We start from the raw sequence: 15,312 nt of genomic DNA, 5'->3' as shown, positions 1-15,312 counted from the left end.
GTAAAATGCCCTGGTGGAAGCGTCCCTGGTGCAGGCGCCGGGAATCAGCTAAAAGCTGAAGGTGGTAAAACGGTCGATAAACGCCCGGGTTTTCGGCCGCTGCGGGTGCTTCAGCACCTCGTCCGGCGTGCCGCTCTCGTAAAATTCACCGTCGGCAAAGAAGATCACCCGGCTGGCGAAGTGGTAAGCAAAACCCAGCTCGTGGGTCACCAGCAGCAGGGTGCGGCCCTCGTCAGCCAGGCTGCGGATGCTGGTCAGTACCTCACCGACCAGTTCCGGATCCAGCGACGAGGTCGGTTCATCAAACAGCATAATTTCCGGCTGCATCGCCAGCGCGCGGGCGATCGCCACCCGCTGCTGCTGCCCGCCGGAAAGGCGGCCAGGGTAAGCCTGCGCCTTATCGCCCAGCCCGACCTTATTCAGCTCGGCTAAGGCAATCTCCTGCGCCCGGGCTTTTTTAAGGCGCTTCACCTGTACCAGCCCCTCCATCACGTTCTGCAGGACGGTCATCTGTGGGAAGAGGTTGAACTGCTGAAACACCATGCCAATTTTTTTGCGCACCTCACAGAGTTCAGCCTCGCTGTACTGTACGCGTTTTTCACCGTTACCGGCCGGCGGCAGCGCCTTGCCAATCAGCCGGCCGTCGAGGGTAATCTCTCCGGCGCTGGGCAGTTCCATAAAATTCAGGCAGCGCAGCAGGGTGCTTTTACCTGAACCACTGCCACCGATAATCGCGATGCGATCGCCGGCATTTACCGTCAGATCGACGCCTTTCAGCACGTGGTGGTCACCAAAACGCTTGTGCAGCTGGCTGATGGTCAGCAAAGGGTGTGACATAAGCGGTTCTCTTATCAGGTTCTTTTGGCGGGAGCGATAAGCCCCTGGTGGATTTTCACTGACTCCACCACTTTTTCCACCCCGCGGTACACGTGCTCAGCGATATCTTCCCGCATCGCCTGCCAGTCATCGCCACAGGCCAGTGCGACATAGCTTTCATGGGCGTCCAGACGGGCGCCTTTACGGCCATGAATATCCTGGTGCAGCGACCAGTAAAGTTGTAGCCGGCCGGATAAGCTGCGCCAGGTACTGACTAACAACTCGTTGCCACAAAAGTCAAAGGCGGTGCCGTGCAGGTGCAACTCGGCCTTAATCGCCGCGAATTTGTCATCCTGTAGCAGGATCTGCAGCAGCGCTTCATGACGCTGATGCAGCGCGGCACGAAACGCCTCATCCCGCTTCGGCCACACCAGCTCAAAGGCGAAGGTTTCCAGCACCCGACGCATATCGTACAGATCGCGCAGGCTCTGCTCATTCAGCGACTGCACGTAGTAGCCCGCATAGGGTTTAGCCACCAGCAGCCCTTCTTCCACCAGCGCCGAAATGGCCTCGCGCATCGGCGCGCGGCTGACGCCAAACTCCTGGGCCAGCCGTGACTCGGTCAGCTTACTGCCCGGCGCCAGTTGACGTTCTATGATCGCCTGACGCAGCCGTTCACCCACTTCAGTACGCAGCGTTACGCGGGGAGTCACAGGGTTGATATCCATCGGGCATCCTTTTTTGTCGACTGTCGACAATCTTAAGAGACTATAAGATAAACTTAAGTAAAAGAGTAATAGCGGTTTGATCTAATTAATAGCATTTTATCCAAAGGAGGGAGAGGGGGAGGGAAAACGGCCTGAGCCACTTTGAGTTACAGGCACAACAACCTGAACATTAACAGCATGAATTCCGCCTCTGGACTGTCGGCAGTCCTTTCGGCCCAGGCCCGGCTGAAGCACTTCTTATCCCGTATGGCTTGCGCAAGCTGCTCCCTGAGCCGGGCGTTCTTTTTCAAATTTGGCTCCTCTGACTGGACTCGAACCAGTGACATACGGATTAACAGTCCGCCGTTCTACCGACTGAACTACAGAGGAATCGTGTGAACGAGGCGCATATTAATCATCGCGGGTCGGGGTGTCAACGCGTAAACGTCATAAAAGTGACTGAGTGCCGATGTTTTCAACAAGCTGATGATTTGTCGTGCATTTACCGTCTAATCCCCCGGTGAAAAGCCGGGGGAAGACGAGGATCAGGCGCTGACCGTGCGGCTGTCCCGCAGCCGGGCATAGCTGAAGGAGAGGATAAACAGCAGGCTGAACAGCACCACAATGGTCGGTGCCGGGGCGCTGTCGAGGAAAAATGCCAGATATGTGCCGCTAAAACAGACCGCGACCGACAGCAGCACCGCGCAGATCATTACCGTGGCAAAGCGGCGCATCAGCAGCAGGGCGATGGCCCCCGGCGCGATCAGCAGCGCAATCGACAGAATAATTCCCACCGACGACAGCGTGGCTACGATGGTCATGGCAATCAGACACAGCAGGCCGTAGTGCAGCAGTCCGGTGTTCAGGCCGCTGGCCTTCGCCTGGCTTGGGTCGAAGGCGTGCAGCAGCAGATCGCGCCATTTCACCACGACCACCAGCAGCACCACGGCCGCGATGGCGGCGGTCTGCGCGATATCGGCAAAAGACACCCCGAGCATATCGCCAAACAGAATGTGGTCGAGATGCACCTCCGACTGAATCGACACGTAAAGCACCAGCCCGAGCGCAAACATGCCGGAGAAGACGATGCCCATCACCGTATCACGCTTGATGCGGCTGTTGTCCGACAGCCAGCCGCTGGCCAGCGCGCAGAACAGCCCGGCGACAAAGGCACCGATCGCCACCGGAATACCGATAATCCAGGCCACCACCACGCCGGGAAACACCGCGTGGCTCATGGCATCACCCATCAGCGACCAGCCTTTGAGCACCATAAAGCATGACAGCAGCGCGCAGGGGATGGCGACCACCAGCGAAATGGTCAGCGCGTTGACCATAAAGTCGAACTCAAAAGGTTGCAGCAAAACGTTAAGCATCAGAGCCGCTCCTGAGATGAGCCGGGGTTGCGCCGCGCCTGGAGGCCACGCTGCCTGCGCGCCAGCCAGCCGTGCTTCGGCGCAAAGATAAACGCTACCAGGAACACCAGCGTCTGGGCCAGCACGATAATGCCGCCGGTGGCGCCGTTCAGCCAGTAACTCAGCCACGCGCCGAAGAAGCTGGTCAGGCTGCCGATCAGTACCGCAATCAGCAGCAGGCGCTCAAAGCGGTCGGTGAGCAGGTAGGCGGTTGCCCCCGGCGTCACCACCAGGCAGATCACCAGAAACGCGCCGACGGTCTGCAGCGCGGCGACCGTACAGGCGGCCAGCAGGGTGAAAAACAGCAGCTTGAGCCGCGGCGGGCTCAGGCCAATCGAGCGCGCGTGGCTCTCGTCAAAAAAGGCCACCATCAGGTCTTTCCACTTCAGCAGCAGGATCAGCAGCGAGACAAAGCCAATTACCGCCAGCTGCACGATATCCTCCGGGGCGATGGCCAGAATATTGCCCATGATGATGGTCTGAATATTCACCGAGGTCGGGTTCAGCGACACCATAAACAGCCCCAGCCCGAAGAACGAGGAGAAGATCAGGCCGATAATTGCGTCCTCTTTCAGTCGGGAGCGCTGGTTGAGGAACAGCATGCTGCCTGCCGCCAGCCCGCCGGAGAGAAACGCGCCGAGGGCAAACGGCAGGCCGAGCATATAAGCACCGGCCACGCCGGGCACGATCGAGTGGGAGAGGGCGTCACCAATCAGCGACCAGCCCTTTAACATTAGATAGCAGGAGAGAAACGCGCAGACGCCGCCGACCAGCGCCGACACCCACATGGCGTTGAGCATGTACTGGTAGGTGAAGGGTTCAATGAGCCAGCTCACTTCAGGTTCTCCCAGTTGATCTCGCGCAGCGCGCCGCTGAAGGCGGCCTCAAGGTTTTCGCGGGTAAAGGTGGTGCGCGTCTCGCCGCTGGCCAGCACCGTGCCCTTAACGATCACCGTGCGATCGCAGTAGTCGGTGACCGAAGCCAGATTATGGGTGGAGACCAGCAGCGTGCGCCCCTCGTCGCGCAGTTCACGCAGCAGGCTGATGATCTGCCGTTCGGTATTGACGTCAACGCCGGTAAACGGCTCGTCGAGCAGGATCACCTCACCGCGCTGGGCGATGGCACGCGCCAGGAACACGCGCTTTTTCTGCCCGCCGGAGAGCTCGCCGATCTGCCGCTTGCGGAACTCCAGCATATTGACCCGCGCCAGCGCCTCCTCCACCAGCCGGTGATCCTCGCGGCGGGCGATGCGCAGCCAGTTCATATGGCCGTAGCGGCCCATCATCACCACGTCCTCCACCAGCACCGGGAACGACCAGTCAACGTCCTCCGCCTGCGGCACGTAGGAGACCAGGTTCTGCTTCAGCGCCTGTTTGCCCGGCCGGTCGAGCAGGGTGATGCTGCCGCTGGCCAGCGGCACAAAGCCCATAATCGCCTTGAACAGCGTCGATTTACCGGAGCCGTTAATCCCGACCAGGGCGCTAATGCTGCCGGTCGGCAGGGTCAGCGAGGTGTCGCGCAGCGCGGTGTGGCCGTTGCGGTAGGTGACCATCAGGTTATCAATGCGGATGCCGTCAGGCCGCACCACGCCGGCCGGGACGCCGGTCATTTTGCCATCCCCTGCTGGATACCCTTGACGATGGTGTCGCTGGTGACGCGCAGCAGGTCAAGGTAGGTGGGCACCGGACCATCGGCCGCGCTCAGCGAGTCAACGTAGAGCACGCCGCCGTAGTGGCTGCCCGTCTCGCGGGCCACCTGGCGCGCCGGTTTATCGGAGATGGTACTTTCGCTGAATACCGCCGGGATATGATGCTGTTTTACCGCATCGATCACTTTTCTCACCTGCTGCGGCGTACCCTGCTGATCGGCGTTGATCGGCCACAGATAGAGTTCTTTCAGCCCGTAGTCGCGGGTCAGGTAGGAGAAGGCCCCCTCGCTGCTGACCAGCCAGCGCTTATCCTCAGGGATCTGCGCCAGCGCCTGTTTCGCCGGGGCGACGGTGGCGCGGATCTGCTGCTTGTAGCGCTCGGCGTTCTGCTGGTAACTGGCCGCGTTGGCCGGGTCGTACTTCACCAGCGCGTCGCGAATGTTATCGACGTAGATCAGCGCGTTGTCGGCCGACATCCAGGCGTGCGGGTTAGGTTTACCCTGATACGGGCCTTCACCAATGCCCATCGGTACCACCCCTGAGGAGACCACCACTTCCGGCACTCCTTTCAGGTGCTGATAGAAGCGGTTAAACCACAGTTCCAGGTTCAGACCGTTGGCGAGGATCAGCTGCGCGCCCTGCGCCCGCTTAATGTCGCCCGGCGTTGGCTGATACTCGTGGATTTCTGCTCCCGGCCTGGTGATGGACGCGACGTCGGCGCTGTCGCCCGCGACGTTTTTCGCCATATCGGCAATCACCGTAAAGGTGGTGATGACTTTCAGCTTCTCCGCCGCCAGCGCGCCGGACAGGGGCAGGACGGCAAGGGTGAGGGCGCAGAGCAGCCGGGGTAAGCGTAACAGTCGGGGCATTCGGATTCTCCTGAACGGGGTAATGACGCAGGGTGATTAGCTGATGCTATAAGGTATAGCACAGGCTATAACTCAGGGTGAGCATTTTTTGCTCCTGATTCGGTAAAAATTTGTCAGCTGAGCAGGTGGGGATGGGGAGCAGGCGCGTGGCGACCGGCCGGGTTGTCAGTGAGAAGGCAGGGAGCGGAGGGCTGGAAAGCGCAGTATCGCACAGTGAGATGACAGGAAAACGAAACGTCAGGGCGAGGCTGCTTAACCCGTTCAGGTTGCGTTGAATCGGAAGGCGCGGGTTATTTTCAGATGACTGATAACAGCGTGCAGGCTGTACCAAAAATAAAACGGATTAATGTAATGCTGCAATTAAGGTTTTAATCGAGCTGCCCTTGATAAAATAAGGTATTTTGTTTTTTTCATCAGTAGAGATGTAATTTTTTATGTGAGTTTCTTTTGATTTTAAAATGGATATTTTACTATTTTTTAGTGGTTTAGGCAAAATGTGCTTTACCTGAAAAGTTCACTGAACCTTCCTTTTGTTTATCCGTCGTTGATTGTTGTAATTTTTTATATCAAATAAAATGCTGCTGTTTTTTTGAGCGGAAATAACATTAACACAGAAGTTTAAGCGTTTTCTGGTTATTAAGCGGCAGGATGTTTCCATTTAATCTGGCATGGGAGTCATGGATGAACCTGTATTATCGAACTTTTTCAGCGGCGTCATTTGGCTGTGGCGCACTGTTACTCTGCTCAACCCCGCTGTGCGCCGCTCCCCCCACCGCCAGCCCGGAGCAGCAGCGTGCGGCCGCGCTCAGGGATGCCAGTGAACAACAGCGCCAGCAGGAGCGTGAACGCGCGTTGCAACAGCAAAATACTCCACGCCCTGAGGTCCGCCTGAGCGTGCCGCCACTGGCGGTGACGGCGTACCCGGCCAACGAGAAGCCCTGTTTTCCGTTGCACAGCGTGCGGCTGGAGGGCGAAGACGCGGGCCGTTTTCAGTGGGCGCTGGCGGCGGTCAACGGCATTGACGGGCGCTGTCTGGGCGGGCGGGGCATTAAACTGGCGCTGGATCGCGTGCAGAACGCCATTCTTGCGCGCGGCTATGTCACCACCCGGGTGATGGCCCGGGAGCAGGACCTCAGCCACGGTGTGTTAACCCTGACGCTGCAGCCGGGGCGCATCGGTGTTGTTCGCTTCAGCGATCCGGTGGGCTGGCGTGGCCGGCTGTGGAATGCACTGCCGGCGCGGCGCGGCGATCTGCTTAATCTGCGCGATATTGAACAGGCGCTGGAGAACCTGCGCCGGGTGCCGAACGTGGCCGCCGATATCCGTATCGTGCCCGGCCAGCAGGAGGGCAGCAGCGACCTGCTGATCGGCTGGCAGGAGAGCCGCCCGCTGCACCTGAGCCTGGCCGTGGATGACGGCGGATCGAAGAGTACCGGGCGCTATCTCGGCTCGGCCACCTTGTCGGTCGACGCGCCGTTTGCCCAGAACGATCTGTTCTATGCCAGCGTCGGGCGTGATCTGTTTCAGCACGGGCCGTTTGGCAATCGCTCGCATACGCTGAACTACATGATCCCCTATGGCTACTGGCTGTTTAGCGCCAACTACAACGACTACACCTACCATCAGAATCTGCCGAGCGCGGGCGATATCCTGACCTACAGCGGCAAAAGTGAAAACGCGCGTTTTACCGTCTCGCGCCTGCTGCTGCGCAGTCAGTCGCACAAAACGTCGCTCAGCCTCAGCGCCTGGGGCCGCCAGGCTACCAACGCCGTCGACGGCATTGATATCAGCCAGCAGCACCGCCGCACGGCAGGCTGGGAGGCAGGGATTAATCAGCACAGTTATCTGAACAGCGCAACGCTTGACGCCAGCCTGCGCTGGCGGCGCGGCACCGGCGCATTTGGCGCGCTGCCCGCGCCTGAAGAGTCTTATCACGGCGGCAGCGCCCGTACCGGCATCGCCAGCGGCGACCTGAACCTGAACCTGCCGTTGACGTCGGCCTGGCGTTACAACGGCACGTTGAGCGGCCAGTGGAGCCACCATGCCCTGACGCCGCAGGACCGGATGGCGATTGCCGGCCGCTACACCGTACGCGGCTTTGACGGTGAAGAACTGCTCTCTGGCGAACGCGGCGTGCAGTGGCGTAACGAACTGGCGTGGCGCGCGCCGTTACCCGGCCATGAGCTCTACTGGGCGGTCGACTATGGCCGTGTGGCTGGCCCCGGCACCCGCTATCTGACCGGGCACCAGCTGGCGGGCAGCGCCGTTGGCCTGCGTGGCGCACTGTGGCAGCGGCTGAGCTACGACCTGTTTGCCGGCGTGCCGCTGGTGAAGCCGCAGGGGTTTCACACCTCCGGGCTGACCAGCGGGTTTAGCGTCAGCCTGCAGCTGTAGCATCAGGTAACCGTTTTGCTTTCATCCCCACGCCCCTGAAGGCGCAGGGTAATCGCCGTGCTGCTGACGGTAAATAACTGACTTATCAATCACTTTTTTCAGGGAAGAAAATCATGAACAAGCGCTGTTATCGTCATATCGTCAACCGCACACGCGGTGAACTGCAGGTGGTATCCGAGCTGGCGCGCGGCTGCGGCACGCCGCCCGCCCAGGGGCGCAGTGGCGGCCACAGGCGTTGGGTCGCGCTGCGTCCGCTGGCGCTGCTGGTCGGGCTGGCCGTCAGCGCCACGCCGGTGCTGGCGGCAGGTATTGTCGCCGACGGGCGTGCCCCCGCCAGCCAGCAGCCGCAGGTGATCGATACGCAGAACGGCCTGCCGCAGGTCAATATCAGCGCGCCAAACCAGGCCGGGCTGTCGCACAATCAGTACCAGCAGTTTGATGTGGATAAACGCGGGGCGATCCTTAACAACTCAGCGACCATGACGCAGACGCAGCTGGCAGGCATGGTTCAGGGCAATCCGAACCTGAACGGGCGCGATCCGGCGCGGGTGATCCTCAACGAGGTCAACAGCAGTAACCCCAGTCAGCTGAGAGGTTATCTTGAGGTGGCGGGCGGTAAGGCGCAGGTGATTGTCGCCAACCCGGCCGGGCTGCTGTGCGACGGATGCGGCACCATCAACGCCGGGCGTATGACGCTGAGCACCGGCAAACCGCAGTGGAACCAGGACGGTAGCCTGGCGGGCTGGCAGGTGGAGCGCGGACGGATTGAGGTGGCGGGCGGCGGGCTGAACGATAATGCCCGTAACGACACGGCTTACGTTGAGCTGCTGGCGCGCACGGTGAAGATTAACGGCAGCATTCGCGCCACCCGTGAGGCCACGGTGGTGGCCGGGCGCAACCGCATCAGCGCCGATGGCTCGGTTATTCAGCCGCTGGCGGTGGAGAGTGGGCCAGCGGAACTGGCCATCGATATGGGCCAGATGGGCGGCATGTACAGCGGGGCGATCCGTATGATCGCTACCGAAGCGGGCGTTGGCGTGCGCAACCGTGGCGGCCAGCTGCAGGCGGACAAAACGCTGACCGTCAGCAGCAACGGGCGGCTGGTGTGGCAGGATAATGCGCATACCCAGGCCGGTGGCGATATTCGCCTGCAGGCTCGCGACGATATTGAACAGCACGGCACCCTCTATACGGGAGGAAAACTGCAGGTCAGCAGCACCAGCGGACATCTTCGCCAGTCCGGTACACTGGCTGCGGCCGGGGACGTGTCGCTGCAGGCTGCGCAGGGCATCGACAGCCGGGGAAATCTGCTGGCGGGTAGCGATATCAACAGTTCGCTGGTGCATAAGGCGGATCTGACCCTGAAGAGTAAAGGTACGGTTCGTGCCGGTGGCAGGCTGTTAAGTCGGGGAGACGTCACTGTCAGCGGCAGCCGGGTCGACCTGAGCGGCAGCCGGCTGGCAGCCGGACGCGCGATACTGCAAAGCTCAGACACGGACAGGCGGACAGAAAGAACGAAACGCCGCGGATCGGCCACTCTGACCGAAAAACCGCAGCAGGCCCCTTCAGCCCGGCTGGCGAATAATCCCCCTCAGACAGGCCATAATCAGCAGGCAGATCGGCAACAGTCTCCGGCAGACGCTGCACCGGCTGCCGTCTCACTGGCCGGCGCGACCCTCGACGTCGGCCAGCTGTGGCTGACCACCTCCGGTGATATTGCGGCACAGAACGCTTCAGTCAGCGCGGGAAGCTGGCAGATTACCGGCAACGATCTGTGGGCTGAGGGCGGCGTCTGGACGCAGACCGGTGATGCCCTCAGCCGCTTTCAGCTGACCGGCGCGCTGGATAACCGCAGCGGCAGCATTGAAGCGCAGGACCTCAGCCTGCAGGCGGCATCGCTGAACAACGCCAACGGACGTCTGGTGGCGCTGGGGGAGCAGGCGCAGCGCTGGCAGACTGACGGCCCGATCGGTAATGATGGCGGGCTGCTCGGCAGCAACGGCGCGCTGGCGCTGGATGCCGGTAGCATCAGTAACGTCAACGGCACTCTGACCAGCCAGGGATCGCTGACGATGAATGCCCGTGACGGCATCAATAATCAGCAGGGAAAAATCATCAGCGGCGGCACGCTGGGCCTGAGCACCGCAGGCGTATGGGATAACCGCGATGCGCAGGTGATGGCAGAGAACCTGCAGCTGACGGCGCAAGGGCTGAATAACGCGGGCGGCAAGCTGCTGGCCGTTGAGCATCTCCGGCTTGATATTGACGGCGACACGGATAACCAGGGTGGCACGCTGCAGGCCGGCGAGCTGACGCTGAATGGCGGCGGTACTCTGGACAACCGCAACGGCCGCCTGTTCGGCCAGCAGGCGGTGCGGCTGCATACGGGTAATGTGAACAACAATGACGGCTGGATCGGCGGCCAGCAGATTGTGACGCTGGAGGCAGGACGGCTGGAAAATCGCAACGGCAGCGTGCTGAGCAGCGGTGATGCCACACTCAAACTGAGCGAGCTGGATAACCGCAGCGGGCAGCTGAAAGCGAACGGCGTGATGAGCGTTAACGCCGGCAACATCGATAACCGCCACGGCGAGGTTTATGGTGGCAGCGAGCTTAAGCTGCTCGCCGCCCGGACGCTGGATAACCGTAACGGGCAGCTGACCGCAGACGGCAGCCTGCAGCTGCAGGCGCAGGATCTTGATAACCGCCAGGGGCATCTCACCAGCCGTCTGGCGGCGGTGATTGCGGCAACCGGCCTGGCCAACCGTGAAGGTCAGATCTACAGCAGCAGTTCGCTGAACATCGCCAGCGACCGGCTGGATAACCGCGAGGGTCGGCTGCTGGCAGAGGGCGATGTCACACTGCAGGGTCTGGCTAAGGCTGATGAGGCCAGGGCAGCGGATCACAGCGCAGCCGCGCTATCCGCCGCTGACCGTGCGCTTTCCACGGCAGATGCTGCCCCGGGCGTGGCTGAACTCCTGAATCAGCGCGGCACCATTGAGAGCGGCGGCACCCTGAATGCTACGCTGCGCGCACTGAATAATACCGGCGGTTCACTCACCGGCGGCCGGGCGCTGACGCTGGCACTGGGCGGCGACTACACCCATCGCACGGGCGACACGCTGACCAGCAACGGCAGGGTGACGCTGAGCGTGGCCGGGGTATTAACCAACCTGGCACAGTGGCTGCTGCCCGGCGATCTGCAGCTCACCAGCAACGGCCTGAACAACAGCGGCAGCCTGGTCGGAAAAACGCTGCAGCTTACCACCGGACTGCTGCAGAATGACGGCCGGATTGAGGCCGACAACCTGCAGATAGCCAGCGACCGGCTGGACAACCGCGCCACCTTAACCGGCGATCGCATTGCGGTAACCACTGGCACCCTCGACAATCACGGCAGCCAGGCGCTGATCGCCGCAACCGAACGCACCGATCTCACCGCCCGCCAGCGGCTGACCAACCGTGACGACGCGCTGATCTACAGCGCTGGCGATCTGCAGCTGCGCAGCGGCGATCTGATTGAGAACCTTGCCGCCACCATTGAGGCGGATGGCAACGTTGCCTTCAACGCTGCCCGGCTGGAGAACCGCCGTATCGGCCTGGAAATCGAACGGGAAGCGGAAGAGGAGGATTACCGCTGGCACCGTTACAACTACTACTGGCGGTCCTACAAGTCCGGGGTCAACCGCGATAAAAACACCATGGCTCCGGTGACGCAGCATATTCCGTACCGGGATGATTCAGCGGTTAACAGCAGCCGCTATGGCACAATCCTCGATATCGATGCGGATAACAAACGCGCGAAGGTGCGGGTAAAGAACAATCACGGCAGGGAAATTGAGCTGTGGGTGAACTATCTGGCGCTGAAGCCGGGGGCTGAGGGGGGCTTTGACATGACCTTCTACGCCACGCGCGGCAGCCACCAGGATGACGTGCCCACCCCTTATCACAACACCTTCTGGCGTGAATTTAACCAGGGGAAAATCGAGCAGTGGGATCCGCAGCGCCACCTCGACATCTTCAACGCGCCGCAGGTGACCGATTACAACAACCTGCGCGAACGCAGTGCCAGCGGCAAAGTCCTCCGCGACAGGCTGGTTTCCGAGGGGAGCGCTGCCCGCATTCTGGCGGGCGGCAGTATGTCTTTAACTATCCGTAACGAATTGCTAAACGATGCCAGCACGATCGGTGCTAATGGCGATCTGGCCGTCAGCGGTGGCGGTGAAGTGAAAAATATCGGCTACTCGGTTAACGAACGGCGCCAGGAGCACATCGTCGATCACTACGATAAAGACACCGTGCACTGGCATCCTGAGTTCGATCGCGATGAGACCACCGCGCTCAGCATGATTGACGGCATCATCAGCGGTAATCGCAACACCACCATTACCGCCGTCAGCATTAGCAACACCACCGTTGGCCAGGCGCAGACCAGCCTTACCGAGGCGGCGCAGCAGGCCGCACAGGCGGCGCGCGAAGAGCGGGAACGTAACCCGCTGGCCACACAGGTGCAGGCGGGCGAGCAGCGTCCGGGTGAAACCGACCCGTCGCTGACCGCGCAGCAGCAGGCGGAGAAGGTCGCCAGCCATATTCCGGATAACGGCCTGTTCCATCAGCGCCCCGGGCCGGAAAGCCCGTATCTGGTGGTGACCGATCCGCGCTTTGCCGACCGCGGCAAATTTATCAGCAGCGACTATCTGCTGCAGCGGGTGGGTTACGATCCGGCTGCCGTGCACAAGCGCCTTGGCGACGGCTTCTATGAGCAGCGGGTGGTGCGTGAACAGCTGCTGAACCTGACCGGGCGGCCTTCGCTGCACGGCGAGGACGCGATGGCGCAGTATCAGGCGCTGATGAACAGCGGCGCGCAGGCGGCCAGCGATCTGCAACTGACAACCGGCGTGGCGCTGACCCCGGCGCAGATTGCCGCTCTGCAGCAGGATATCGTCTGGCTGGTGAGTGAAACGGTGCAGACCGCAGCGGGGCCACAGACGGTGCTGGTGCCGAAAGTCTATCTGGCCCCCGGTACGCTGCGGCTGACCGGCGATGGCGCGTTAATTGGCGGCGGCGAGCTGAAGCTGTCGGCAGAGAGCATTAACAATGCGGGTAATCTGTTTGCCGACGGGGCGCTGGAGGTCACCGCCGGCCAATTCCACCATCAGGGCGGTGACATTCGCGCCGATGCCGTGCAGGTCCGGGCGAATCTGATCGACATCAGTACCGATCTGCAGAACGCGCTGCGGCAGGCGGCAGTCAGCGCGCGGAAGATTGACCTCAACGGCGGCGATATCACGATGAAGGGCGCGAAGCTGGCGGCCAGAGAGGATCTCGCCATCAACGCCACCCATAACATCACTATCGGCAGCGCCCGAAGCAGCCATGCCGGCAGCTATGAGGTGATATCCGGTTCGCTGGGGGGGCGTGCGGCGGGCGATCGTGAAGAGGCAGGCTCACGCCTGGCGACGGTCAGCGGGGAGTGGCAGCAGGCGCTGGGCAGCAGTATCACCTCCAACGGCAGGCTCAGCATCAACGCCGACAACGATCTGACGGTTAAGGGCAGCCAGCTCGCTGCCGGCGGGCAACTGAAGGCCAGCGCCGGGGGCAATATGAACCTGCTGGCAGAGGAGGTCAGCAGCTCCAGCCTGCTCAACGCCGCGAGCGGCAATACGCGGGTCAGCAACCAGTATGATGAGACCCGCCAGCAGCTCAGCAGCATCAGCGGTGCGGGCGGTGTGGATCTGCAGGCAGGTAATACATTCCGGGCGGAGGGCGCACAGGTTGACAGCACTTCAGGCAGCGTCAGCGTTACGGCAAACCAGGTCAGCATTGGCGAAGTACATATCACCTCGTCAATTGCGGACGCTGAAAGTACCCGGCAGGGCAAAACGAAGGCCAGCCGCACGCTGGAAGCCCACCGCGATGGCGTGACTGGCAGCACCTTCAGCGGCCAGGAGGGGGTGCTGCTTAACGCGACCTCGGGCGATGTCACCCTGACGGCCAGCACCCTGCACAGTGAAAGTGGCGAGGTGGCGGTGTCGGCGAAGCGGGACGTAATCCTGAATACCGCGACCGAACGTGAAGAGCAGTCCAGCGACGTCCGGAGTACGAAGAAGGGCTTCCTGAACAAAAAAACCACTCATATTGCGCAGGAGGATCGCGTCACTCGGGAGCAGGGATCTACCCTCAGCGGCAACAGGGTAACCGTTACTGCCGGACATGATGTCAGGGTCAGCGGCTCGGCCGTCGTGGGTGATGACGATGTTAACATCCGCGCGGGCAACCGGATTGATATCAGCGCCGCCACCGAAACCGACGCTCATTACCTGCTGGAGGAGAAGAAAAAAAGCGGGCTGTCTGGCACCGGTGGCATTGGTTTCAGCATCGGCAAACAGTCCAGCCGTCATGAGATTGACGAGAAGGGCACCACCCAGAGCCAGAGCGTCAGCACCATTGGCAGCCGCGATGGCAGCCTGAACATTACGGCTAACGATGCGGTGCATGTCGCGGGTGCGGATCTGGTGGCCGGTAAGAATATGACGCTGAGCGGCAGCAGCGTCACCGTCGATCCGGGACATGACCAGCGTACCCGTGATGAACGCTTTGAACAGAAAAGCAGCGGCCTGACCCTTGCGCTCTCCGGCGCGGCGGGTGGGGCCATCAACACGGCCGTCACCGCCGCGCAGGCCGCCCGTAAGGAGAGCGACAGCCGCCTGGCCGGATTGCAGGCAACCAAAACCGGGCTTGCTGCGGTGCAGGCGCAACAGACGATGGAGATGGACAGCGCGAAAACCGGCGCGGCTGATGCACGCAATCAGGCTGCCGGGCTAAAACCTGGCGACGAAGGATTTGAAAAAGGCGCCACCGATACGATCGGCATCAGCGCCTCTCTCGGCAGCCAGTCGTCGAAAAGCGAAAGTCACAGCGACAGCAGCCGCGCGCAGGGCAGCACCCTCAGCGCCGGTGGCAATATCAGCATCACGGCCACCGGGCAGGGGAACGCGGGTGCCAGCGATAACGGCAATATCAGCATCAACGGCAGCCAGGTTGACGCCGGTGGCGATGTGGCGCTGAACGCGAAAAATGATATCAACCTCACTTCCGCGCAAAACCGCGAACAGAGTGAAGGGAAAAACAGCAGCAGGGGCGGCAGCCTTGGCGTGGGGGTCACCGCCGGCTCCGGCGGGGCCGGGTTCAACGTCTCGGCGAACGTAAATGCCGGTAAAGGCAGCGAACACGGCAACGGCCTGACCCATACTGAGACCACCGTTAGCGCGGGCAATAATCTGGTTATCATCAGCGGCGGCGACACGACGCTGAAGGGGGCGCAGGCCAGCGGGAAAGCGATTGTGGCTGACGCTGGCGGCAACCTGACCATTGCTTCAGAGCAGGACGGCGACCGCTACGACTGCTTCAGAGCAGGACGGCGACCGCTACGATGCTCGACGAGCTGGTGGAAAAGGCGCAGC

At 61.5% G+C, this 15,312-nt stretch carries 8 protein-coding genes and 1 tRNA gene; 2 read left to right on the top strand and 7 right to left on the bottom strand.

The window, feature by feature from the left end; translation table 11 throughout:
- Positions 1-48: 48 nt before the first annotated feature.
- From ASF13_RS11730 to ASF13_RS11700, 7 genes are all read right to left on the bottom strand, one after another.
- The gene (locus ASF13_RS11730) at positions 49-837 is read right to left on the bottom strand and encodes an amino acid ABC transporter ATP-binding protein (protein ID WP_056236439.1); all 789 of its coding nucleotides are present in this window, start codon (positions 835-837) and stop codon (positions 49-51) included.
- A 14-nt stretch (positions 838-851) separates the two neighbouring features.
- Complete coding sequence (locus tag ASF13_RS11725) at positions 852-1,544, bottom strand: GntR family transcriptional regulator (RefSeq protein ID WP_056236437.1); 693 nt, start codon at positions 1,542-1,544, stop codon at positions 852-854.
- 293 nt (positions 1,545-1,837) lie between these two features.
- Positions 1,838-1,913, bottom strand: a tRNA-Asn gene (locus tag ASF13_RS11720).
- 155 nt (positions 1,914-2,068) lie between these two features.
- Positions 2,069-2,902, bottom strand: coding sequence for a metal ABC transporter permease (locus ASF13_RS11715; RefSeq protein ID WP_056237150.1), 834 nt, complete (start codon positions 2,900-2,902; stop codon positions 2,069-2,071).
- Positions 2,899-3,774, bottom strand: a complete 876-nt coding sequence (sitC, locus tag ASF13_RS11710) for an iron/manganese ABC transporter permease subunit SitC (RefSeq protein ID WP_056236435.1) — start codon at positions 3,772-3,774, stop codon at positions 2,899-2,901. The genes ASF13_RS11715 and sitC overlap by 4 nt, the downstream gene beginning before the upstream one ends.
- A complete protein-coding gene (locus tag ASF13_RS11705) occupies positions 3,771-4,547 on the bottom strand; it encodes a manganese/iron ABC transporter ATP-binding protein (RefSeq protein ID WP_056236433.1) in 777 nt (258 codons plus the stop codon). The genes sitC and ASF13_RS11705 overlap by 4 nt, the downstream gene beginning before the upstream one ends.
- Positions 4,544-5,455, bottom strand: a complete 912-nt coding sequence (locus ASF13_RS11700) for a metal ABC transporter substrate-binding protein (protein WP_056236431.1) — start codon at positions 5,453-5,455, stop codon at positions 4,544-4,546. The genes ASF13_RS11705 and ASF13_RS11700 overlap by 4 nt, the downstream gene beginning before the upstream one ends.
- Before the next feature lie 681 nt (positions 5,456-6,136).
- On the opposite strand from ASF13_RS11700, the gene ASF13_RS11695 reads away from it, so the two are divergent.
- Positions 6,137-7,849: a ShlB/FhaC/HecB family hemolysin secretion/activation protein gene (locus ASF13_RS11695; RefSeq protein WP_056236429.1), complete on the top strand. Its 1,713-nt coding sequence runs from the start codon at positions 6,137-6,139 to the stop codon at positions 7,847-7,849.
- 113 nt (positions 7,850-7,962) lie between these two features.
- Positions 7,963-15,312: hemagglutinin repeat-containing protein (locus ASF13_RS11690; RefSeq protein WP_056236427.1), on the top strand; the 7,350-nt coding region annotated here is incomplete at its 3' end.

It is taken from the genome of Erwinia sp. Leaf53 (assembly GCF_001422605.1).
GTDB lineage: Bacteria > Pseudomonadota > Gammaproteobacteria > Enterobacterales > Enterobacteriaceae > Erwinia.
This window is presented reverse-complemented; position numbering and strand designations above follow the sequence as displayed.